The sequence below is a fragment of the Winogradskyella marina genome (assembly GCF_015645385.1).
GTDB classification, from domain to species: domain Bacteria; phylum Bacteroidota; class Bacteroidia; order Flavobacteriales; family Flavobacteriaceae; genus Winogradskyella; species Winogradskyella marina.
Genome location: NZ_JADOET010000021.1, coordinates 16,315 through 37,000, shown reverse-complemented (window position 1 = coordinate 37,000; position 20,686 = coordinate 16,315). Strand labels below are relative to the sequence as shown.

The 20,686-nt window shown below is 33.0% G+C and carries 16 protein-coding genes; all 16 read left to right on the top strand.

Annotated elements, in window-relative coordinates; all coding sequences use genetic code 11:
- Positions 1–243: 243 nt before the first annotated feature.
- The 16 genes from ITJ86_RS16250 to ITJ86_RS16175 all read left to right on the top strand — a co-directional run bounded on the left by ITJ86_RS16250 (position 244) and on the right by ITJ86_RS16175 (position 20,616).
- Entirely contained in the window at positions 244–609 is a 366-nt protein-coding gene (locus ITJ86_RS16250; RefSeq protein ID WP_195872712.1) for a helix-turn-helix domain-containing protein, read from the top strand.
- Positions 610–615: 6 nt separating this feature from the next.
- Positions 616–1,710 (top strand): site-specific integrase, encoded by a 1,095-nt coding sequence (locus ITJ86_RS16245; protein ID WP_195872711.1) that lies wholly within the window; start codon positions 616–618, stop codon positions 1,708–1,710.
- On the top strand, positions 1,710–2,657 hold the full coding sequence (locus tag ITJ86_RS16240) for a DUF6617 family protein (RefSeq protein WP_195872710.1): 948 nt from the start codon (positions 1,710–1,712) through the stop codon (positions 2,655–2,657). Before ITJ86_RS16245 ends, ITJ86_RS16240 begins: the two co-directional genes overlap by 1 nt.
- A 156-nt stretch (positions 2,658–2,813) precedes the next feature.
- Positions 2,814–3,113, top strand: a complete 300-nt coding sequence (locus ITJ86_RS16235) for a helix-turn-helix domain-containing protein (protein ID WP_195872709.1) — start codon at positions 2,814–2,816, stop codon at positions 3,111–3,113.
- The gene (locus ITJ86_RS16230; protein WP_195872708.1) at positions 3,110–3,406 is read left to right on the top strand and encodes a helix-turn-helix domain-containing protein; all 297 of its coding nucleotides are present in this window, start codon (positions 3,110–3,112) and stop codon (positions 3,404–3,406) included. The genes ITJ86_RS16235 and ITJ86_RS16230 overlap by 4 nt, the downstream gene beginning before the upstream one ends.
- Positions 3,393–4,301, top strand: coding sequence for a BT4734/BF3469 family protein (locus ITJ86_RS16225; RefSeq protein WP_195872707.1), 909 nt, complete (start codon positions 3,393–3,395; stop codon positions 4,299–4,301). The genes ITJ86_RS16230 and ITJ86_RS16225 overlap by 14 nt, the downstream gene beginning before the upstream one ends.
- The gene (locus tag ITJ86_RS16220) at positions 4,298–6,034 is read left to right on the top strand and encodes a DUF3987 domain-containing protein (RefSeq protein WP_195872706.1); all 1,737 of its coding nucleotides are present in this window, start codon (positions 4,298–4,300) and stop codon (positions 6,032–6,034) included. Before ITJ86_RS16225 ends, ITJ86_RS16220 begins: the two co-directional genes overlap by 4 nt.
- Before the next feature lie 155 nt (positions 6,035–6,189).
- A complete protein-coding gene (locus tag ITJ86_RS16215) occupies positions 6,190–6,489 on the top strand; it encodes a helix-turn-helix domain-containing protein (protein WP_195872705.1) in 300 nt (99 codons plus the stop codon).
- A gap of 7 nt (positions 6,490–6,496) precedes the next feature.
- Positions 6,497–9,598: an Eco57I restriction-modification methylase domain-containing protein gene (locus ITJ86_RS16210; protein WP_195872704.1), complete on the top strand. Its 3,102-nt coding sequence runs from the start codon at positions 6,497–6,499 to the stop codon at positions 9,596–9,598.
- A gap of 3 nt (positions 9,599–9,601) precedes the next feature.
- Positions 9,602–9,925: a hypothetical protein gene (locus ITJ86_RS16205; protein WP_195872703.1), complete on the top strand. Its 324-nt coding sequence runs from the start codon at positions 9,602–9,604 to the stop codon at positions 9,923–9,925.
- Between the two features lie 29 nt (positions 9,926–9,954).
- Positions 9,955–12,063 carry a Piwi domain-containing protein gene (locus ITJ86_RS16200; RefSeq protein WP_195872702.1) on the top strand — a complete coding sequence of 703 codons (2,109 nt, stop codon included), beginning with the start codon at positions 9,955–9,957 and terminating at the stop codon, positions 12,061–12,063.
- Positions 12,064–12,126: 63 nt separating this feature from the next.
- On the top strand, positions 12,127–12,522 hold the full coding sequence (locus ITJ86_RS16195; protein WP_230080330.1) for a hypothetical protein: 396 nt from the start codon (positions 12,127–12,129) through the stop codon (positions 12,520–12,522).
- A gap of 123 nt (positions 12,523–12,645) precedes the next feature.
- On the top strand, positions 12,646–16,980 hold the full coding sequence (locus ITJ86_RS16190) for a CusA/CzcA family heavy metal efflux RND transporter (RefSeq protein WP_195872701.1): 4,335 nt from the start codon (positions 12,646–12,648) through the stop codon (positions 16,978–16,980).
- A gap of 4 nt (positions 16,981–16,984) precedes the next feature.
- Positions 16,985–18,190 carry an efflux RND transporter periplasmic adaptor subunit gene (locus ITJ86_RS16185; RefSeq protein WP_195872700.1) on the top strand — a complete coding sequence of 402 codons (1,206 nt, stop codon included), beginning with the start codon at positions 16,985–16,987 and terminating at the stop codon, positions 18,188–18,190.
- 2 nt (positions 18,191–18,192) lie between these two features.
- On the top strand, positions 18,193–18,606 hold the full coding sequence (locus ITJ86_RS16180) for a Fur family transcriptional regulator (RefSeq protein WP_195872699.1): 414 nt from the start codon (positions 18,193–18,195) through the stop codon (positions 18,604–18,606).
- A 57-nt stretch (positions 18,607–18,663) separates the two neighbouring features.
- Positions 18,664–20,616, top strand: coding sequence for a heavy metal translocating P-type ATPase (locus ITJ86_RS16175; RefSeq protein ID WP_195872698.1), 1,953 nt, complete (start codon positions 18,664–18,666; stop codon positions 20,614–20,616).
- The last annotated feature ends 70 nt before the right edge of the window (positions 20,617–20,686 follow it).

The window sequence follows — 20,686 nt, the reverse complement described above, 5'->3', positions numbered from 1 at the left end:
TTGTATCGGGAAGTAACTTACTTTCTTTTATTTGTTAATCCCTTGTTATTGTTGACTTTATAAGTTTTTATCTTCTTTTATTTGTTGTTTATTTGCTCTTTTTTGATTAAATTTGTTGTATATCTGTTGCCTTAAATTCGGTTTTGTTGCCCATTTCTGTTGGCGAAGATATTGGCGAAATGATGCACCATAACGCACCACGTTGCACCACGTTGCACCATAACGCTACATAAAGCACCATTTATGAGCAGTAATTTATACATCCCAAAAATTTGTAAACATTGCGGAAATGCGTTTACAGCACGTACAACAGTAACTAAATACTGTGGCGATACTTGCGCTAAAAAAGCCTATAAGGCCAGAAAACGCAAAGACAAAATCCAAGCTACTCTTGATGCGGATATGAAGCAAAAAAATGAAGTGGTTGAGGTTCACAATCCCAATGCTGTAAACAATAAGGATTTTTTAAGCGTTACAGAAGCCTCACAACTTATTGGTGTTAGTAGATGGACCATTCAAAGAATGATTCAACAAGGACGTTTAAAAGCTGTCCCTTTTGGCAGAAAACGTATTGTAGCCAGATGGCAAATAGAAAACCTTTTTAATTAGCATCCTATGAAAGTAACATTGAGACAACGCAAGAAGAACGACAAAATAAGTTTGTATTTAGATTACTATCATAAGGGTAAACGCAAAACAGAATATTTACGTTTATATCTTACGGTTAACCCTAAAACCAAAACCGAAAGAGAAGTCAACAAGAAAACCAAGCAATTGGCGGAAACTATTTGTGCACAGCGACAAATCGAAATTCAAAATGGTATCTATGGCTTTCAAGATATTGAAAAGTTGAAAGGCAGTTTTATTACTTACATTACAGCTTTAGCAGAAAAGAAAAATACAAGCTCTGGCAATTATGGGAATTGGAATAGTATGCTAAAACATTTAAAAACCTTTTGTCCAACTGATGTTAGTTTTCAAGATATAGACAAATCGTTTGTTGAGCGTTTCAAAGAGTATTTAGATAAAGATGCAATAGGTAGAGCAGGTAAAAAACTGTCTCAAAATTCTAAATATTCATATTATGGTAAATTTTCGGCAGCACTTAAACAAGCTGTTAAAGATGGTATTTTAAAAGTAAATCCTGCTAATGGTGTAGAGTATTTTAAACAAGGCGAACCTCAACGAGAATTTTTAACACTTGATGAATTACAAAAAGCAGTAAATACAAAATGCGAATTACCTATTCTAAAAAATGCCTTTATTTTTTCAGCTTTAACCGGATTGCGCTGGTCTGATATTGAAAAACTAATCTGGTCAGAAATCCAGCACTCAAAAGAAATGGGATATTATATCCGATTTAGGCAAAAGAAAACCAAAGGTGTAGAAACCTTACCAATATCAGAACAAGCAAGAAAGTTGTTAGGCGATGAAGGTAAACTTGAAGAAAAAGTTTTTGATGGTTTACATTATAGTGCCTGGTCTAACTTAAAATTACAACAATGGATGATGAAAGCAGGTATTACAAAGAATATCACGTTCCATTGTGCGCGCCATACTTACGCTACTTTACAGCTTACTTTAGGAACAGACATATATACTGTATCAAAATTATTAGGTCATAAAGAGTTAAGAACAACACAGATTTATGCCAAAGTAATTGACGATAAAAAGAAAGAAGCTGCTAACCGTATTCAACTGGATTTATAATGAAAGCAAGTATATTTTCAAGTTTGGTTTCTATAACCAATGGCTTACATAGAGATAATAGACAGGAAAAGGATTTTAAATATTTATTATCTGATTTTAAAATGAATCCAAAAGCTAATAAAGCAGTTTTTAAAGTAAACTTTAAAAAGCCTTTAAATGCTAAAAAAGAATACTACCAAAAGCTAATATATAATGAAACGGAAAAGACATTAGTATCATTTGAAATAGAATTTCCTAAAAATGCTACAATTCCAGAAAATAAATACAGCTTTACTATTCTACTTAATAAATTTGACAAGTACTTAAATGACATTGCAAGTTTTATAGATAAAAGAGGAATAACAGCAGATTTAAGTGACGATGATAATTATATCATAAACTACTTAAAAGTTTCTGTAATACGATTATATACTGAACTGCAAGAACAATATGGACAATTTTCAGAAAACACAAACTTCACAATTTTAGAAATAGCTGAAAAGTATTTTAATGACACCACGTTTGATGTTAACCAAATAGAAAAAACGAACAGTAATAAAACAGTTACTAAAAAAGCACCGAAAGTTACATCGAAACCAAAAACCTCATTTGGTTATAAAAACAAAGACACCTCAACCTTATTAACTGTACTAAAGCTACTAAATTTAAAAATAGATGTATTAGATAACCGAACAACAGTTGAACAGTTACACAAGCTATTAATAGCAAAAGATTTTAAAGATACAGAATCGCAAATCTATCTTCAATGCGAAACAACACAGTTTAGTTACTTGGTAACAAAGCTAAAACCATTTTTCAATGGTTTTAATCCTACAGCAATTGAGCGTTCTGGAAAATTTATAACCAAAACAAATACACCACTTAAAGCAAATAATCTTCATAAAAACAAAGTGCACAATCCAAAAGAAAAGGAAGAAATAGATAAAATCATCCAACAACTGCAATAAAAAACAGTAAGAATAGTAAGAAACCTTACTGTTGTCTTACCCTTGTTTTACACTCTTACTAAAATCGGCGAGCCAATTTTAAACCTTTGTCCTGTTCTTGAAATACAAGAATGACATTTGGCCAGATGTCCATTTACTATATTAAAATTATTAGTTATGGACGAAATATTAGAACGTCTCAAAATTATTGAAGAACACGTTTTAGACAGAAACATTATTGTAAAAAACGTATTGAGCTTTAACGAAGCGTGTAGGTTTTTGGAATTATCACAATCCCATTTATACAAACTTACAAGTACAGGAACCATTCCACATTACAAACCGAATGGTAAGAAAATTTATTTTAATCGTGTAGAGTTAGAACAATGGTTGTTAAGTAACCGTGTGGACTCACAAGACGAAATCGAACAGCAAGCTGCCGATTACCTAATTAAGAAAGGAGCGGTAAAGTTATGACAGAAATAATCGATTTACTCTTGGCACTCTCTCAAGAAATAAAGGACTTAAAAACACGTATCGAATTGTTACGACAATCGAGAGCAGAAGTCTTAAAAGATACGTGGATAGACAATCAAGATGTATTGCAGACCTTACACATTAGTAAGCGAACTTTACAAACTTTTAGAACTAACGGAATATTGTCTTACAGTAAAATAAAAGGCAAGTTCTATTACAAAGTTGCTGATATAGAGCAATTGCTTCAAGACAACTACTACAACCATAATTTCAAGTACAATGGAGATAAGTAGAGAAGCAATTTTAGATAAAACACATTATGGTTTAAAGATTTATGCCTACGTGTTAAGACAGTATTATCCTGATACAACAGTCCTTTCTGTAAAAGGAAGGGACTGCGGGATAACTCGTAACCCATTTAATGGTGGAAAAGAAACTTTAAGGATTCATATTGATGGAGTGATTGCAACCCATAGAGATACCGAAATTGAAACTTTTAAAGGTGATGTATTTGAATTTGTACAATATCATTTTAAAACCATTGATGAAGCAGAATTATTGCAGAAAATAAATGAAGCACTACATCTAAAATTAGAAATCAAGGAAAATAACGAGTTAGAATGGTTAAACGAACCAGACGATACCTGGTATGCTTACTGTAGCTTTTTCAAAGCACCTGTTCGCAATGTGTTTCCTGCGGAAACAATGCGACTGCATCAAATATTTGCATTAATCACAAGTGATAAATACAAAGCGATTACCAAAGAGTTAAGAGCAATAACAGATGTAAAAGAGGCACGTAAATTTAAAGCGAATCGCTTTGATTACGTCACCTTTTCAGGAACATTTGAAAAACGTAACGATAAAAATTTGTTACAACATTCCAATTTGCTAACAATAGATTTCGACCATTTAGAAAATATTCAAAAGTTTAAAGAACAATTATTAAACGATGAATATTTTGAAACCGAAATGCTATTTATTTCGCCATCTGGCGATGGTTTAAAATGGATTATTCGGATAGATATTTCCGAAACATCACATTCAGAATACTTTACAGCAGTAGCAAATTACATTAATCACACCTATAACATTGAGGTTGACCAGTCCGGTAAAGACGTTTCCAGAGCGTGTTTTTTACCATACGACCCAACAGCCTTTTTACATAAAAGACATCAAGCATTATGAGCAAAATATTTAATCCAAAAGAATGGTTAGAGGTTCCAAAAGAGCATCAACAACCAACAAGCAACAAAGCAACAACTCACGTTGTTGCTGTTGCTAATAACGATATAGAATCCTATATAACCGCTATCGAACAGGCAGGTATTGATATAACTGGCAATTATGCTATTTGGCGAGATTTAGGTTTCGCATTAGCTGAAGAATATGGAGAAATAGGTAGAGATTATTATCACAGAATTAGTAAAGCCTATGTAGGTTATGAAACTAAAGAATGTGACGAGCAATTTAATAAATGTCTAAAAGCAAAAGGACACGGAATCACAATTGCAACCTTTTATCATCACGCACACCAAGCAGGTATAAGAGTACCAAAAACCGAAACGATAATACCAGAACAAAAAGAGGAAAAGCAACAAGAATCTATGCCTACTATTCCAGAAAAGGTATATAATTCACTTCCACAATTTTTACAACAAGTTGTAAATCCTGCGAGCAGTCAAGAAGAAAAGGACATTTTATTATTGGGTGCTTTAACAGCTTTTAGTGCCTGCTTCCCAAAATTATTTGGAATCTATGACCAGCGTAAGGTGTATGGTAATTTATACTTATTCGTAACTGCACCTGCTTCTGCAGGTAAAGGCAGACTTAACCAAATTAAAAATTTGGTAGACCCTGTGCATAAATTAAAAAGAGAACAAGCCAAAGTATTAAAGCAGCAATTCCAAACGGAAACAGCTACTTATAATATGAATAAAGGAAAAGATGAAAATTTAGAGAAACCAAGCAAACCACCTGAAAGAATGCTGTTTATTCCTGCTAATAATAGTGTAACAGGAGTCTATCAATTAATTTCAGATAATGAAGGTAGAGGATTAATTTTTGAAACCGAAGGCGACACGTTAGCACAAGCCTTTAAAAGCGATTATGGTAATTATTCCGATGGATTTCGTAAAGCCTTTCATCACGAAACTATAAGCTATTATCGTAGAACCGATAGAGAATATGTAGATATTGAAAAACCGTGTTTATCTACTGTATTGTCTGGCACACCAAAACAAGTAGCAACATTAATACCTAATGCTGAAAATGGTTTATTTAGTCGTTTTATGTTCTATTATATGAATATAAAACCAACTTGGAAAAATGTATTTCAAAACAACAATAATATAAGTTTAGATGATTACTATAATCAATTGGGTAATGAGTTTTTAGGCTTGTATAAAACACTTAAAAACAATCCAGAGATTGAAGTACAACTAACCAAATCACAACAAGAGCAATTCAATATATTTTTCGAATCCTTACAGACCAAATACATTAACCTGCAACCCGAAGAGTATATTGCAACCATTAGACGATTAGGATTAATTGCATTTAGAATAATGATGCTATTTACCGTTTTTCGCATTATGGAAGATGGCGATGTTAATGCAACTAAAGAATGTGAAGATGTGGACTTTGAAAATGCTTTAACCATTATTTCAATTTTAGTTAAGCATAGTAGTAAAGTGTTCAACGATTTACCTATTGAGCAAAAAACTACGAAACGACTAAATAGAAAAGAACGCTTTTTAGAGCATTTGCCAAAGCAGTTTAACCGACAAGATTATTTAGACTTGGCATCCAAACAGAGCATACCACATAAAACAGCAGAAGGTTACATTACCAAATTTGTAGAGGCTGGATTAATACATCGTGAAGCTCACAATGTATATTCAAATACTACAAAAGAGTAATTAAGGATTTTAAGGATTATAGGATATAAGTTAAATGATTTCCTCAAATCCTTAACTTCCTCATTTGCTGTTAATAACTGTTTATATCTTTTTCTTACTTCTTTCTTTCCTTTTCTTAAATTAGACAAATATTGACAAGTCTAAATAATTCTATTATGGAGTTTGGAGAGTACATACGTTCATTACGCGAAAAGCGCAATATGCTGCTGCGTGAAATGGCTGCAAACCTAAATATGGATGTAGCCTATTTAAGCAAAATAGAGCGAGGCAATCGTACTGCAAGACGTGAACAAGTAGAAGATTTAGCAAAAGTTTTAAATAAAAATAAAGATGAATTGCTAAACCTTTGGATGGCAGATAAAATTGTCAATATGATTAAGGATGAATCCAACAGTACGGAAATCCTCAAAAAAGCAGAGCAGGAAATTAAGAACTTAACCAACAAAAAACAATAGCTTCTAAATGGCATTATTTCAAACATCAGTATTAAAAACCTATTTGGCGCAACAAGATGCTTCAGTAGTAGAGCGTGCCTATAAAAAATACACCAAGTATTTTCACAATGTTACCATTCAGGAGAATATTAAAAACTCTAAAGAAGAACAATACCAGGCAAAGTTTCTGGATGAGTTGTTTGTAAATGTCTTGGATTATACGCTGAACCCAAAACCAGACTTTAATATTACTACCGAGTTTAAAAACCAAAAAGGAGCAGGTAAGGCAGATGGCGCTATTTTAAAAGAAGCTAAAGCCATTGGTGTTATTGAACTCAAGGGAACCAATACCAAAGATTTAGAAAGCATTCGTAAACAAGCGTTCGACTATAAAGCCAACCAAAAAGGCTGTGTTTATATTATTACATCCAATTTTGAAAAGTTGAGGTTTTACATCAACGATGCTACAGAATTTTTAGAGTTCAATCTCTTTCAATTAGCACCAGAAGAATTTGGTTTATTGTATCTCTGTTTACAAAAAGACAATATTCTTAATAACCTACCACTAACTATTAAAGAAGCCTCTTTAGTAGAAGAAGATAAAATCACCAAACAGTTTTACAACGACTATTCGGTATTTAAACGCGAACTCTTTAGAGACCTCGTAAAACGAAATGCCAAACGTATAAAAAGTGATGCTGTCATTGCGAGCGAAGCGCGGCAATCTCTTGAAGAAAACAACGTCAACGAGAATAAATCCCTCGAAAAAAACGTCAAACTTTCCCTGTTCAAAAAATCACAGAAACTAATAGACCGTTTCCTGTTCATATTCTTTGCAGAAGATAGAGATTTACTACCACCAAACTCAACCATTCAAATTCTGGATAAGTGGAAAGCCGATATCGATTTTGGTGACGAACGTCCACTATACAACCTCTTTAAACAATACTTTCATTTTTTAGATGAAGGCAGAAAAGGCACAACATCAAGAGCAGAAATCTATGCCTACAATGGCGGACTCTTTAAACCAGATGCTATTCTCGATAGTTTGGAAATCGATGATGACTTACTCTACAAACACACCTACAAACTGGCTAAATACGATTTTAGCAGTCAGGTAGATGTTAATATTTTAGGACACATCTTTGAAAACTCACTCAACGAGATTGAAAGCGTCAATGCCGAAATTGAAGGTGGCGAGTTCGATAAGCAAAAGAGTAAACGTAAAAAAGATGGCGTATTCTATACCCCAAAATACATTACCAAATACATTGTAGAAAACACCGTTGGTAAACTCTGCCAAGAAAAAAAGAAAACATTAGGCTTTAAGGAAGAAGCCTATTTTGAGGTTAAACGAGGCACACACCAAAGCACTAAAAAAGAGTTAATAGTGGTATTAGATACCTATCGTGGATGGTTATTACAAATTACGATATGCGACCCAGCTTGTGGCTCTGGAGCATTTTTAAACCAAGCATTAGATTTTTTAATTAAAGAACATCGTTACATAGATGAGTTGAAATCTAAAGTATTAGGTGGTGGCTTAATATTAAGCGATATAGAAAACACCATTTTAGAAAACAACATTTATGGTGTGGACCTAAACGAAGAATCGGTAGAAATTGCCAAACTATCGCTTTGGTTACGTACAGCGCAACCACGCAGAAAACTCAACGATTTAAGTAACAATATTAAATGTGGTAATAGCCTTATAGATAGTAAGACCATTGCAGGCAATAAAGCCTTTAATTGGCAAGAACAATTCTCGCAGATATTTGATAAAGGTGGTTTTGATGTAGTGATTGGGAATCCACCTTATGGTGCTAAATTGTCTGAATCCGTTAGAGAATATATAACTAACAATTTTATTAGTTTTCAATCAAATTTTGATATTTATACTTCATTCATAGAATTAGCAAGTAGAATTACAAAAGAATCTTCTTATAGTAGCTACATAATTCCTGTTTCGTGGCAAACAGGTGATAAATATAATAGTACAAGAAAGTTTATTGCCTCAAATTTGAAATTAGAAATAGGTATTAAACTTCCTTATGATGTTTTTAAAGATGCCTATGTTGATACAGGTATTTATGTATTCAATAATGAAAAATCAGAAGAATATTACTCAAGAGTATTAGAGTTTGGAGCCCGTGAAAAATTCGATACCAGTTTAATTGAAGAAAGAAATTTATTATTGCTTCCATCCAAGTTTTGGATGCAATTGGATTCTTTAAAAGTTGTTTTAAATCCTTTTTTCTACACTCTTCAACCAAAAATAGTTAAAGACACAATTACTCTCGATGATATTAGTGATTCCATAAGAGGGATTTTACCAAATTCAGATGATGTTAGTGATGATTATATTGAAGGGTATAAAAAATACTTTACTGGATATTTGGGAAGGTATCAGAAGTCTGAAGAATTTTCTTGGGTACATTACAGCGATAATTTAAGAGAGAAGCCAAAAGATTATTCTTTTTTCCAAGATGAAAGAATAATTATACGCAGATTAATAAATAGACAATTTAGAATTATGGCTTCACTTGTAAGTGATGAGTTTGTCAATAAAAAAGATATTTATAATCTTAAAATAACAAATGATAATTACGAAATACATTACTTATTGGCTTTAATCAATAGTAAGTTATTTTCATTTATGAAAACTAAAGGCTCAACGACTGCTTCAAAGGATGATTTTTCTCAATTAACCTTATCTGACATTAGAACAATACCAGTAAAAAAAATAACTGTTGAGGAACAAGAAAAATTTAAAAAATTAGTCGTTTCATTACTTGATTTAAACAAAGAATTGAATGATTATACTAATAAGTTTATAAAGTACTTTTCAGTAAGTACACAAATTGAAAAACTAACTCGCAAACTCGAAAACTGGCACGAGTTAGACTTTGCAGACTTTATAAAAGAACTCAACAAAGCCATTAAAAAAGCAGGTGGCACACCATTGACCAAAAAAGACGAGTTTGAGTGGTTAGAACTCTTTGAGGACAACAAGAAAAAAGCCCAAGAGTTAAAAACCCAAATCACCCAAAGAGAAGAAACAATAGATACTATGGTGTACGATTTATATGATTTAACACAAGAAGAACGAGACATTATAGAAAACAGTTAAGATATGGCAACACAAGAAATGATTGCAATGCGTTTAGAAGCATTTTTAAATAGAGCATACAAATTGGATAAAAGAATTAAAAGACCTTCAAAAGGCGAATATTATTCCCTTACCAGAGCAGAAGAAAAAGACAACTATCAAAAAGAACTTAAAACCTTAAAAAACAGAATAGAACAAGCTATTGAAGTTTTTTTTAAACAAGCTATTGATTACCAAACAGAAGAAAGCTTAAAAGTTTTAGGCTCTCTAAATGCACAAGCAAAAAACAGTAACGATGTTGCTACTGTAATTGAAAAAGGATTATTAATAACAGAACAATTTAAATAGGGTTTATGTAACTACTAAAGAAATTATCTATGGAACATCTCAAAACCAACATACTAAACTTTAAATGGCCTAATAGCGCACCTACATTTTTCTTTTCTTTAGAAGATATAGAAGGCAGTCACCCAATCCATAAATCAAAGTTTTCAAGGCAGATTAAAGAGGCGTTTCCAGATATAGACTTATCCAATACAGACCAAATATTTACAACCTTTACTAATCAAATACCGAATGCACCAAGCATAAAAATTAATTTGGTTAATGGTAGAGAATTAAGAATCTATAAGCAATATTTGAAGCATCAGTTAAGAAGCTATTTTCAATCAAAAGATTATATAGTTGTCAAAAACTTTGTAGGCGATGTGCAAGTGTGGATACCATCACTTAAAGGAAATACAGAACATTATAACCTATATTACAAATTCTCGTTTAAAATTCAGTTTGCTAAACTTACCGACTTACCAGAACTTATTGTGTCGTTTGATGGTACATCAAAAGTCCTCACAAAGTCAGTTAAGGATATTGAGGAAACAGAGTTAATTAGACGTTGTGTTTATGGTCAAAAAACAATCAACTATCAAATGAACCTCGACACAGAGGAAAAGGAAGAATTTTATAATGCTATAGAATTTGACAAAGCATTTCCAATTTTTAGTTTACCATTGGCAAGAGCTTTGGATATTCCTATTGAAGAACCAGTACGTCAAGCCAACAAATACCAAAAGTATGTGGCACTCATCAACAACTTTGCGAAAAACTACTTATTTACCGAAGACTTTAAAGCCATATTTCCATTTAAAGATGATGCATTTATAGATGTACCACGTAACCGCATAAATCATATAGACCCACGATTGGGTTTGCTGGAATTTGGCAAAGACCAATATGGCAATAAAAAAACGCATTTAGTGCCTAAATTGGCAATGAATAACCTAAATCCTTATAAGAGACCAAATAATCAAAACATTAAGTTTTTCTTTGTGTACCATACCTCTCATAAAGAAGCCATTAAATCCTTTTATAACAACCTTAAATCTGGTGTTACCTCTCAAAAAAAGTATTTCAAAGGGATTGAAGATTACGTAAATATTAAGGCTGCAACTTCTAAAGAACATTTCATTGAGTTCACTAACCAAAACGACCCAATACCAGAAATTACAGAGCAGTTAGAAAAATTATCTTTCGACCACGATACTGTGCGCTATGCAGCATTTTATTTAAGTCCTTTTGATAAGTTCACGCCAAATCCAGAAGACCGCGACATCTATATTCAAATCAAAGAACTGTTCTTAAACGAAGGCATAGTAACCCAAGTGGTAGATTATCATAAGATGGTTGAGAATATAGAAAACCAATACAATTTTCAATTCTCGTTACAAAATATGGCATTGGCTATACACGCTAAATTAGGCGGTGCACCGTGGAAGTTGGCAGTAACCGATAAAAAAGAATTAGTAATAGGTGTTGGAGCATTTACCAATCAAGGCGAGAACAGACGTTATATTGCAAGTGCCTTTAGTTTTCAAAATAATGGCTTATTTAGAAAGTTTGAATATTTCGACCAAACAGAAACAGACCTGTTAGCAGGTAGTATCTGTAAAGCCATTAGGGATTTTACATCGGTTGCAGAAGCAGATAAAGTGGTCATTCATTTTTACAAGGAAATGAGTTACGAAGAGTTAAAACCCATTATAAGTGGGATGCATTCATTAGGCTTAAAAGTGCCTTTATACATTCTTAATATCAATAAAACCGAAGCGGAAGATATTATTGCTTACGACCTTAATTGGAATAAAAAATTAATGCCAGTTAGTGGTACATACATACGTATTAGTGAAAACCAATTTCTGTTGTTTAACAACGCACGTTATCCCAATTCACAACGCTATGCAGATACAGATGGTTATCCATTTCCAATAAAAATTAAAATAAGCAGTCCAGATGAAGATGCTTTTGAAGATGCAAATGTAGTATTAGAATTATTAACGCAAGTATATCAGTTTAGCAGACTATACTGGAAATCACTACGACAACAAAATGTACCAATTACCATAAAATATCCTGAAATGGTTGCACAAATAGCACCACGCTTTAATAATGGTGTTCCAGATAATGCAAAAAATGCTTTATGGTTTTTATAATTTACCAATCAATTTATTTGCACAACTTGTGCATTGATTAATTTGTATATTTGTCTAAATTATATGAAAATAATTGTTTCCATATCAATGTCTATTTTATTCTTTTTTCAAGGGATAAGCATAGATATGGACTTTTGTGGCCCAATTAAAGAAATTTCAAATGTAATTACCCATTATCAAAACCATAAAGTTTATGGCGACTCTTTCTTTGAATATTTAGTTGAAGACTACATTGACAGCGATGCTAAAAATGAAGAACATCATCATAACCCAGAAAAGGAGAATACACCAGTCCATTCCCATAATCAGTGTTGTCACCCTTTGGTATTAATTATTGCGAACAATAATTTGGCTTTAACCAAGCAACTAAAATTTGAAGAGAAAAAACAGTATAATTTACATAAAGTAGACTTCACTTCCAGATATTTGGAATCACTTTTCCAACCCCCTAAAGTATAATTCAGTTTTTTTAAAGGATAACTATATCCAATTTTGAACCTAAAAGGTTCTTATCATTTCGTGTAATTCTATTTCTTATATCAGAATTGTATCGAATAGTTTAACTGAATTAATACATTTTATATGATTAATAAAATCATTGATTTTTCAATCAATAACAAATTCATTATTGGTTTGCTTACGCTTACCATAATTGGAGCAGGTATTTGGAGTATGACCAAAGTACCAATCGATGCTGTTCCAGACATTACTAACAACCAAGTACAGGTTATTACGCAAGCACCCAATTTAGGTACAGAAGATATTGAACAGATTGTAACCTATCCTATTGAGGTGGCAATGAGCAATCTTCCCGATGTTCAGGAAATTCGTTCTATTTCACGTTTTGGCTTATCTGTGGTTACCATTGTGTTTGATGATGATATGGGAACTTATCTACCACGCCAATTAGTAGCCGAAAAACTAAACGAAGTCAAAGAACAAATTCCTGCTGGTTTTGGAGAACCGACTATGGGTCCTATTTCCACAGGTTTAGGTGAGATTTATCAATACACCTTAAAAGTAGCACCAGAGTATAAAGACAAATACAACATTGCAGATTTACGCTCAATACAAGATTGGATTGTACAGCGTCAAATGGCAATGGTAGAAGGTGTGGTTGAGGTAAACGCAATAGGTGGGAAAATTAAACAATACGAAGTAGCGGTTGACCCAAACGATTTAAACGCTATTGGTTTAACCATTACCGATGTGTTTAATGCACTTGAAGCCAATAATCAAAACACAGGTGGTGCATATATTGAAAAAAACCATCAGGCAAATTTTATTCGTGGTGAAGGCCTGGTACGCAGTTTAGATGACATTAAAAAAATCACAGTCAAGAATATTAATAATATTCCCGTAACTATTGGAGATATTGCTACGGTACAATTCGGTTCTGCAATACGTTATGGTGCATTAACCCAAGATGGTGAAGGCGAAGTTGTAGGTGGTTTGGTGATGATGCTAAAAGGTGCTAATTCCAATGATGTTATCGCAAATGTAAAAGAGCGAATGGCTCAAATAGAAAAGTCATTACCAGAAGGTGTAATCATCGAACCTTTGTTAGACCGAAGTAAGTTAATAGCAGAAACAACTTCTACTGTAACCACAAATCTTATCGAAGGTGCATTAATAGTAATTTTTGTCCTTATCTTCTTATTGGGTAATTGGCGAGGTGGTTTAATTGTCGCTTCAACCATACCATTATCCTTATTGTTTGCTTTTATCTTAATGAACGTTTTTGATGTTTGGGTAAACTTAATGAGTTTGGGTGCAATAGATTTCGGAATTATTGTAGATGGAGCTGTAATTATTGTAGAAAGTACAGTATTTCTAATTGCATCACAAGTACTAAAAAAGAAACAACTAACATCCAAAGAACGAGATAAAGTTGCTTCTAATGCTTCAAAAAAGATGATGAATGCTGCGTTTTTTGGACAGTTGATTATCCTTATTGTTTTTCTACCCATTTTAGCCTTACAAGGTATAGAAGGAAAGATGTTTAAACCAATGGCACTGACCTTTATTTTCGCTATGATTGGTGCAATGGTACTTTGTTTAACGTATGTACCAATGATGTCTGCTTTAGTTTTAAGAGCACCTATAAATGATAAAAAATCCTATGGAGACCGATTTGTGCATTGGGTTGAAGATAAATACCAACCTTTATTGGTTAGAGCATTGCGAAAAGGTAAATGGGTAATTGGTATTGCAGTTGTGCTGTTCGGGATAACGGTTTTTATGTTTTCAAGAATGGGTGGCGAGTTTATCCCACAACTCGATGAAGGTGATATTGCATTTCACGCTATTTTAAAACCAGGTAGTTCACTTACAGAAACTATTGAGACCACTACCAAAATAGAACAAATAGTAAAAGCCAAATTTCCAGAAGTCGAAAAAATAGTCAGTCGTATAGGCGTTGCCGAAATACCAACCGACCCAATGCCAATGGATTTAGCAGATGTTTTTGTGATTCTGAAACCTAAAAGCGAATGGACATCAGCAGAAGCAAAGGATGAATTGATTGAGAAAATAAAAGAAGCGGTTGAAATCGTTCCTGGTGTTAATTATGAGTTTACCCAACCTATTGAAATGCGTTTTAATGAGTTACTTGAAGGTGTTCGTGAAGATATTGCCATAAAACTCTATGGTGAAGAAATTGACATCTTATCCCAAAAAGCCGAAGAAATATCTAAAATTATTGCAGGTACAGAAGGTATTGGAGATATGAAAGCGGAAGCCACAACAGGTTTGCCACAAATGACCATTAATTACAATAGGAACAAATTGGCACAATACGGACTTCAAATAAATACACTGAATCAAACCGTACAATCTGCATTTGCAGGTGGTACAGCAGGTGTGATTTTTGAAGGTGAAAAACGCTTCGATTTAGTGGTGCGTTTAAGTTCTCAAAACCGAAAAGATATTTCAGATGTTCAAAACCTGTACATTAATTTACCTTCTGGTACTCAAATTCCGTTACGTGAAATTGCTGATATAAGCTACAAAGCAGGACCAATGCAAATCAGTAGAGACAATACCAATAGAAGAACCTATGTTGGCATTAATGTAAGAGGTCGTGATGTAAAATCTTTGGTAACTGAAATAAAATCAAAATTAGATGCACAATTGGAATTACCATCAGGTTATTTTATTCGATATGGTGGTGCATTTGAAAATCTGGAACGTGCCAGCAACCGTTTACAAACCGTTGTACCTATTGCATTGTTGCTCATTTTTATATTGATTTACTTTGCTTTAAAGTCCTTACCACAAACCTTAATGATTTATATAGCCATTCCAATGGCAACTATTGGTGGTGTAGTAGCCTTATGGTTGCGTGATATGCCATTTAGTATTTCGGCAGGTGTTGGTTTTATTGTGTTATTTGGTGTTGCGGTATTAAATGGTTTAGTAATGATAAGTGGCCTCAACGAATTAAAGGAAGAAGGTGTTACCAATCTAAAAGATAGAATTGTTGAAGGTACTAAACGAAGAATCAGGCCTATTATGCTAACCGCTTTTACAGATGTATTAGGCTTTCTACCAATGGCGATTTCATCATCAGCAGGTGCAGAAGTACAACGTCCATTGGCTACTGTGGTAATTGGTGGGTTATTAACTTCAACTTTACTAACACTATTTGTGTTACCTATTTTATACCATTGGGTAGAAAATAAATCATTTAGGTTTAAACCGAATAAAAAGTTAGTAACAGCGTCTGCTATGGTATTATTACTATTCGGTTTTACAACACAAAGTAATGCACAAGAGATAAACGATACAATTCCCGAAATTTCATTACAGGAAGCTATAAAACTCTCAAAAAGTAATTATCCAATGCTCAAACAACAGCAATTGGAAATCACTAAACAAGAACAATTAAAAGCGACTGCCTATGATTTTGGTACTACTCAAATTTTTACTGGTGGAGAAGAAATTGATAATGGTAATGGCATTTATACAACCATTGGTGTTGGTCAATCTAATATTGATGTATTTGGTATTGGTTCTAAAAAGAAGCTACAAGAACAACGGATACTATTGGCTCAAAAAGCCTTTCAACTTTCCGAATTGGAATTAGAATTAGAAGTAAAAAAGGCTTGGTCAAAATGCTATCAAATGAAGCGAAACTATCATTTGTATAAAGAATTAGATTCCATTTATTCCAAATTTGAACAAGCAGTAGCTTTAAATTATGAAGTCGAAGCCATTTCTAAATTAGAATATTCAGCAGCAAAAAATCAAGCGTTTCAAATTCAAAATAAAAAAGTACAAGCCTATAGTGATTATCTTATTGCCTTACAGCAATTCAATTTGTGGTTGGTATCAGAAGAAATTTTTACAGTTTCAGATGAATTTGATGTAACTGTAGATATGGAGATGAAAACGTTTGATGTTGAAAGCCATCCGCTTTACAGTATGTCACAGAATATTGTAGATGAAGCTGAAGCCAAATACAAAGCTGCAAAAACAGATAATTTGCCAAAGTTCAATTTTCAAGGTGGTTTACAAAAAGTAAATGGTAATTCAGGATTTTACACGTATCAAGCAGGAATTTCCATTCCGTTTTTATCAGGTTCTAACAAAGCTCAAGTTAAAAGTGCCAGAATTGATAAAGAAATAGCCGAAACCAATGTAGCGTTCAAAAAACAAGCAATAAAATCAAGGTTTGTTCAGGCTAAAGAAAATTATATCAAATGGAAAACATCTTGGGAGTTTTACAAAGACCAAGTATTGCCATTAACAAAAGAGCAAAAAACAGGTGCATTACTAGCATATAGAGAAGGCGAAATTGATTATACTGCATTTACGCAGTTGATTAAAGAAGCCATTCAATCAGAATTGGAAGCACAAACAACATTAGTAAATTATTTAGAAAGCACATTTCAACTACAATATTTTAATCAATAAGACAATGAAAAGTAAAACATATAAAATCCTTATCGTAATGGTGTTAACCATTTTTGTGTCAGCTTGCGGAAATAAAGAAAGCCATAACGAAAATGATGGTCATTCCCACGATGAAGAACAAAACACAGAAGTTAATGAAGCAAATAATGAAAGCGAAGAAGTAATGCTTTCACAACAACAATTCGATGCGTTAAAAATGAAAATCGATACACTTGCATTGCGCAATATGAGTGGTTATGTAGAAGCAAATGGAACGTTAGAAGTACCACCACAAAACGAAGCAGCCATAACTACAGTTGTTGGTGCAAATGTCGTTTCAATTGAAGTTATTGAAGGAGATAAAGTCAATAAAGGTCAAGTAGTGGCTTATCTATCACATCCAAATATTATACAAGCGCAAACCGATTACTTAAACGCTTATAGTAATAGTAATTTTTTGAAAAAGAATTATGAACGTCAACAAAAGTTATATGAAGCAGGTGTAGGTTCTGGTGCTAATTTTCAAAAGGCAGAAGCAGAATATGATGCCTCAATAGCAATGGTAAATGGTCTCGAAGCACAATTAAAAATATTAAATATCAATACCTCTTCTGTTCGTAATGGCACAATTGCACAACGTATTGCCTTGCGAAGTCCAATAGAGGGTTTTGTGCAAAAAGTTGAAGTAAAAACAGGACAATATGTAGAACCTCAAACCGAATTATTTGAAATTGTAAATACGCATCACGTTCACGCAGATTTAATGGTTTTTGAAAAAGATGTATATAAAGTACAGAAAGGTCAAAAAGTAAACTTTACAGTACAATCAATTCCAAATACAGAACTTACCGCAGAAATTTATTCTGTTAGCAAAACGTTTGAGGACAATCCAAAAGCAGTTCACGTACACGCAGAAATAGAAAACAAAAAAGGCAATTTAATTCCTGGAATGTATATTCAAGGTAAAATTCAAGTTGAAAATACAGAAACAAAAGCATTACCAGAAAGTGCCGTTATAAAAGAAGGCGATAGATATTATGTGTTTTCAGTAGAAAAAGAAAATGACGATTGGAGCTTTAAACCTATCGAAGTAGTTATAGGCACTAAAGATGGTCTTTGGGTTTCAATTCAATTCGTTGAAAACGTGGAAATTAACACGCAATTCGCATATAATAATGCGTATTACCTTAACGCAGAAATGAAAAAAGGGGAAGCAGAACACGCACATTAATTATGAACACAATAGAAGAAGTATTAGAGTCAAAAGATATTCGCATAACAGCAATGCGTTTGCTTATATATAAGTTTCTTGCAGAAAAAGAGGTCGCTGTTACTTTAAGTGATATTGAAAATGCTTTTGAAAAGGCAGATAGAACGACTTTATACAGAACTGTAAAAACATTTGAAGATAAAGGAATAGTCCATCAAATAGATGATGGTACGGGAATTACAAAATATGCGCTCTGTGAAAAAGGATGTAATTGTGAAATTGAAACCGATTTACACTTGCATTTCCATTGTATTAATTGCAATAAAACTATTTGCTTAACAGACCATAAAATCCCTCAAATAAAAGTACCAGATGGTTTTGTGTCTGAAAACGTCAACTTGGTTGTAAAAGGTATTTGTGATAAATGTAGTAGCTAAAAATGCACTTCCATTGCAGTTGATTTTAAGGCATCTTTGAAATAAATTTAAGAATCAATGAAAAAAAAGAAACTAAATTTAAAAGACCTAAAGGCACATTCAGAAAATGAACATAGTCACGATGATGGACATAATCACGGAAGTGAACCGAACAATTTTAAAGCATACATTCCAGCAATAGTAAGTTTTACAATGCTCATTGCTGGTATTGCTTTAGATTATTTTAATGTTACATTCTTTAAAGACTGGATAAGAATTATTTGGTATGGCATAGCCTATATTCCTGTTGGTTTTCCTGTGGTAAAAGAAGGATGGAAAAGTATTACAAAAGGCGATGTTTTCACAGAATTTTTCTTAATGTCAATCGCTACAATTGGAGCATTTATCATTGGCGAATATCCCGAAGGTGTTGCGGTAATGTTATTTTATGCAGTTGGCGAATTATTTCAAAATGCAGCAGTCAATAGAGCAAAAGGAAATATAAAAGCATTATTGGATGTTAGACCGAAAGAAGCCAATGTGTTTCGTGAAGGTGATTATAAAAGTGTTTCGCCAGAAGATGTAAACATTGGAGAGAAAATTCAAATTCGTGTTGGTGAAAAGATTCCATTGGATGGTGTTTTATTATCTGAAAAAGCATCATTAAATACCGCAGCTTTAACAGGCGAGAGTAAACCTGATTCCATACAGAAAGAAGCAAAAGTTTACGCAGGCAGTATTAATTTAGAAAGTGTTATTGAAGTTGAAGTAACCAACAAATTTGAAGATAGTTCTATTGCCAGAATATTAGATTTGGTTCAAAATGCAACAGCACGTAAATCTAAAACAGAATTATTTATCAGACAGTTTGCACGTATATATACACCAATAGTGGTGTTTTTAGCTATAGGTGTAACATTCATTCCTTACTTTTTTGTAGATGATTATGTGTTTAGAGATTGGTTATATAGAGCCTTAATTTTCTTGGTAATATCTTGTCCTTGTGCGTTAGTGATTTCAATTCCATTAGGTTATTTCGGTGGATTGGGAGCAGCTTCAAAAAATGGAATATTGTTCAAAGGTGCATCGTTTCTCGACGCAATGACCAAGATAAATACATTGGTGATGGACAAAACAGGAACCGTTACCAAAGGTGTATTCAAAATAAAAGAGGTTAAAGCAATTGGTTGGGAAGAAGCCGAATTTATGAAATACCTAATGGCAATGGAAGAACAATCTACTCATCCAATCGCTAAAGCAATTTTAGATTATAAAGCAGAAGGAGAAGATTTTGAAGCACAAGACGTTTCTGAAATTGCAGGTAAAGGATTAAAAGGCATTGTAAATGGTAAAACAGTTTTAGTAGGTAATAAAGCCTTAATGACTACGAATAACATTAATGTTCCATCGGAAACGGTATCTATTGTAGAATCTATTGTATTAGTTGCAATTGATAATCAATTTGCAGGGTACGTGGTCATTGCAGATGAATTGAAAGAAGATGCCAAAGAAACAATTGTTAATTTACAAAAAGTAGGCATTAAAAATATTATGATGCTTTCAGGTGATAAAGATTCCATTACTCAACAAGTCGCTAAAGAGTTAAATATTAAAAGTGCTAAAGGTGGATTATTACCAGAAGATAAATTGAATGAAGTTGAAACATTAAAGAAAAACCCAGAAAACAAAATAGCCTTTATTGGCGATGGCATCAACGATGCACCAGTTTTAGCAGCGAGTAACGTTGGTATTGCAATGGGTGGTTTAGGTAGTGATGTAGCTATTGAAACAGCAGACGTTATCATTCAAACCGACCAGCCTTCAAAAGTAGTTAGAGCCATTAAAATAAGTCGTTCTACAAGAAAAATTGTTTGGCAAAATATAATTTTAGCTTTTGGTGTTAAAGTTATTGTTTTGATTTTAGGAGCAGGTGGTTTAGCCACAATGTGGGAAGCAGTTTTTGCAGATGTAGGTGTAGCATTGTTAGCAATATTGAATGCGGTTCGCTTGCAGAAAATGACTTGGGATTAAGCAGATTAGTCAATTAAACTTCTGTTAAACAAAATCAATAGTTGTTAAAATTTTATACCTTTGCAAATAG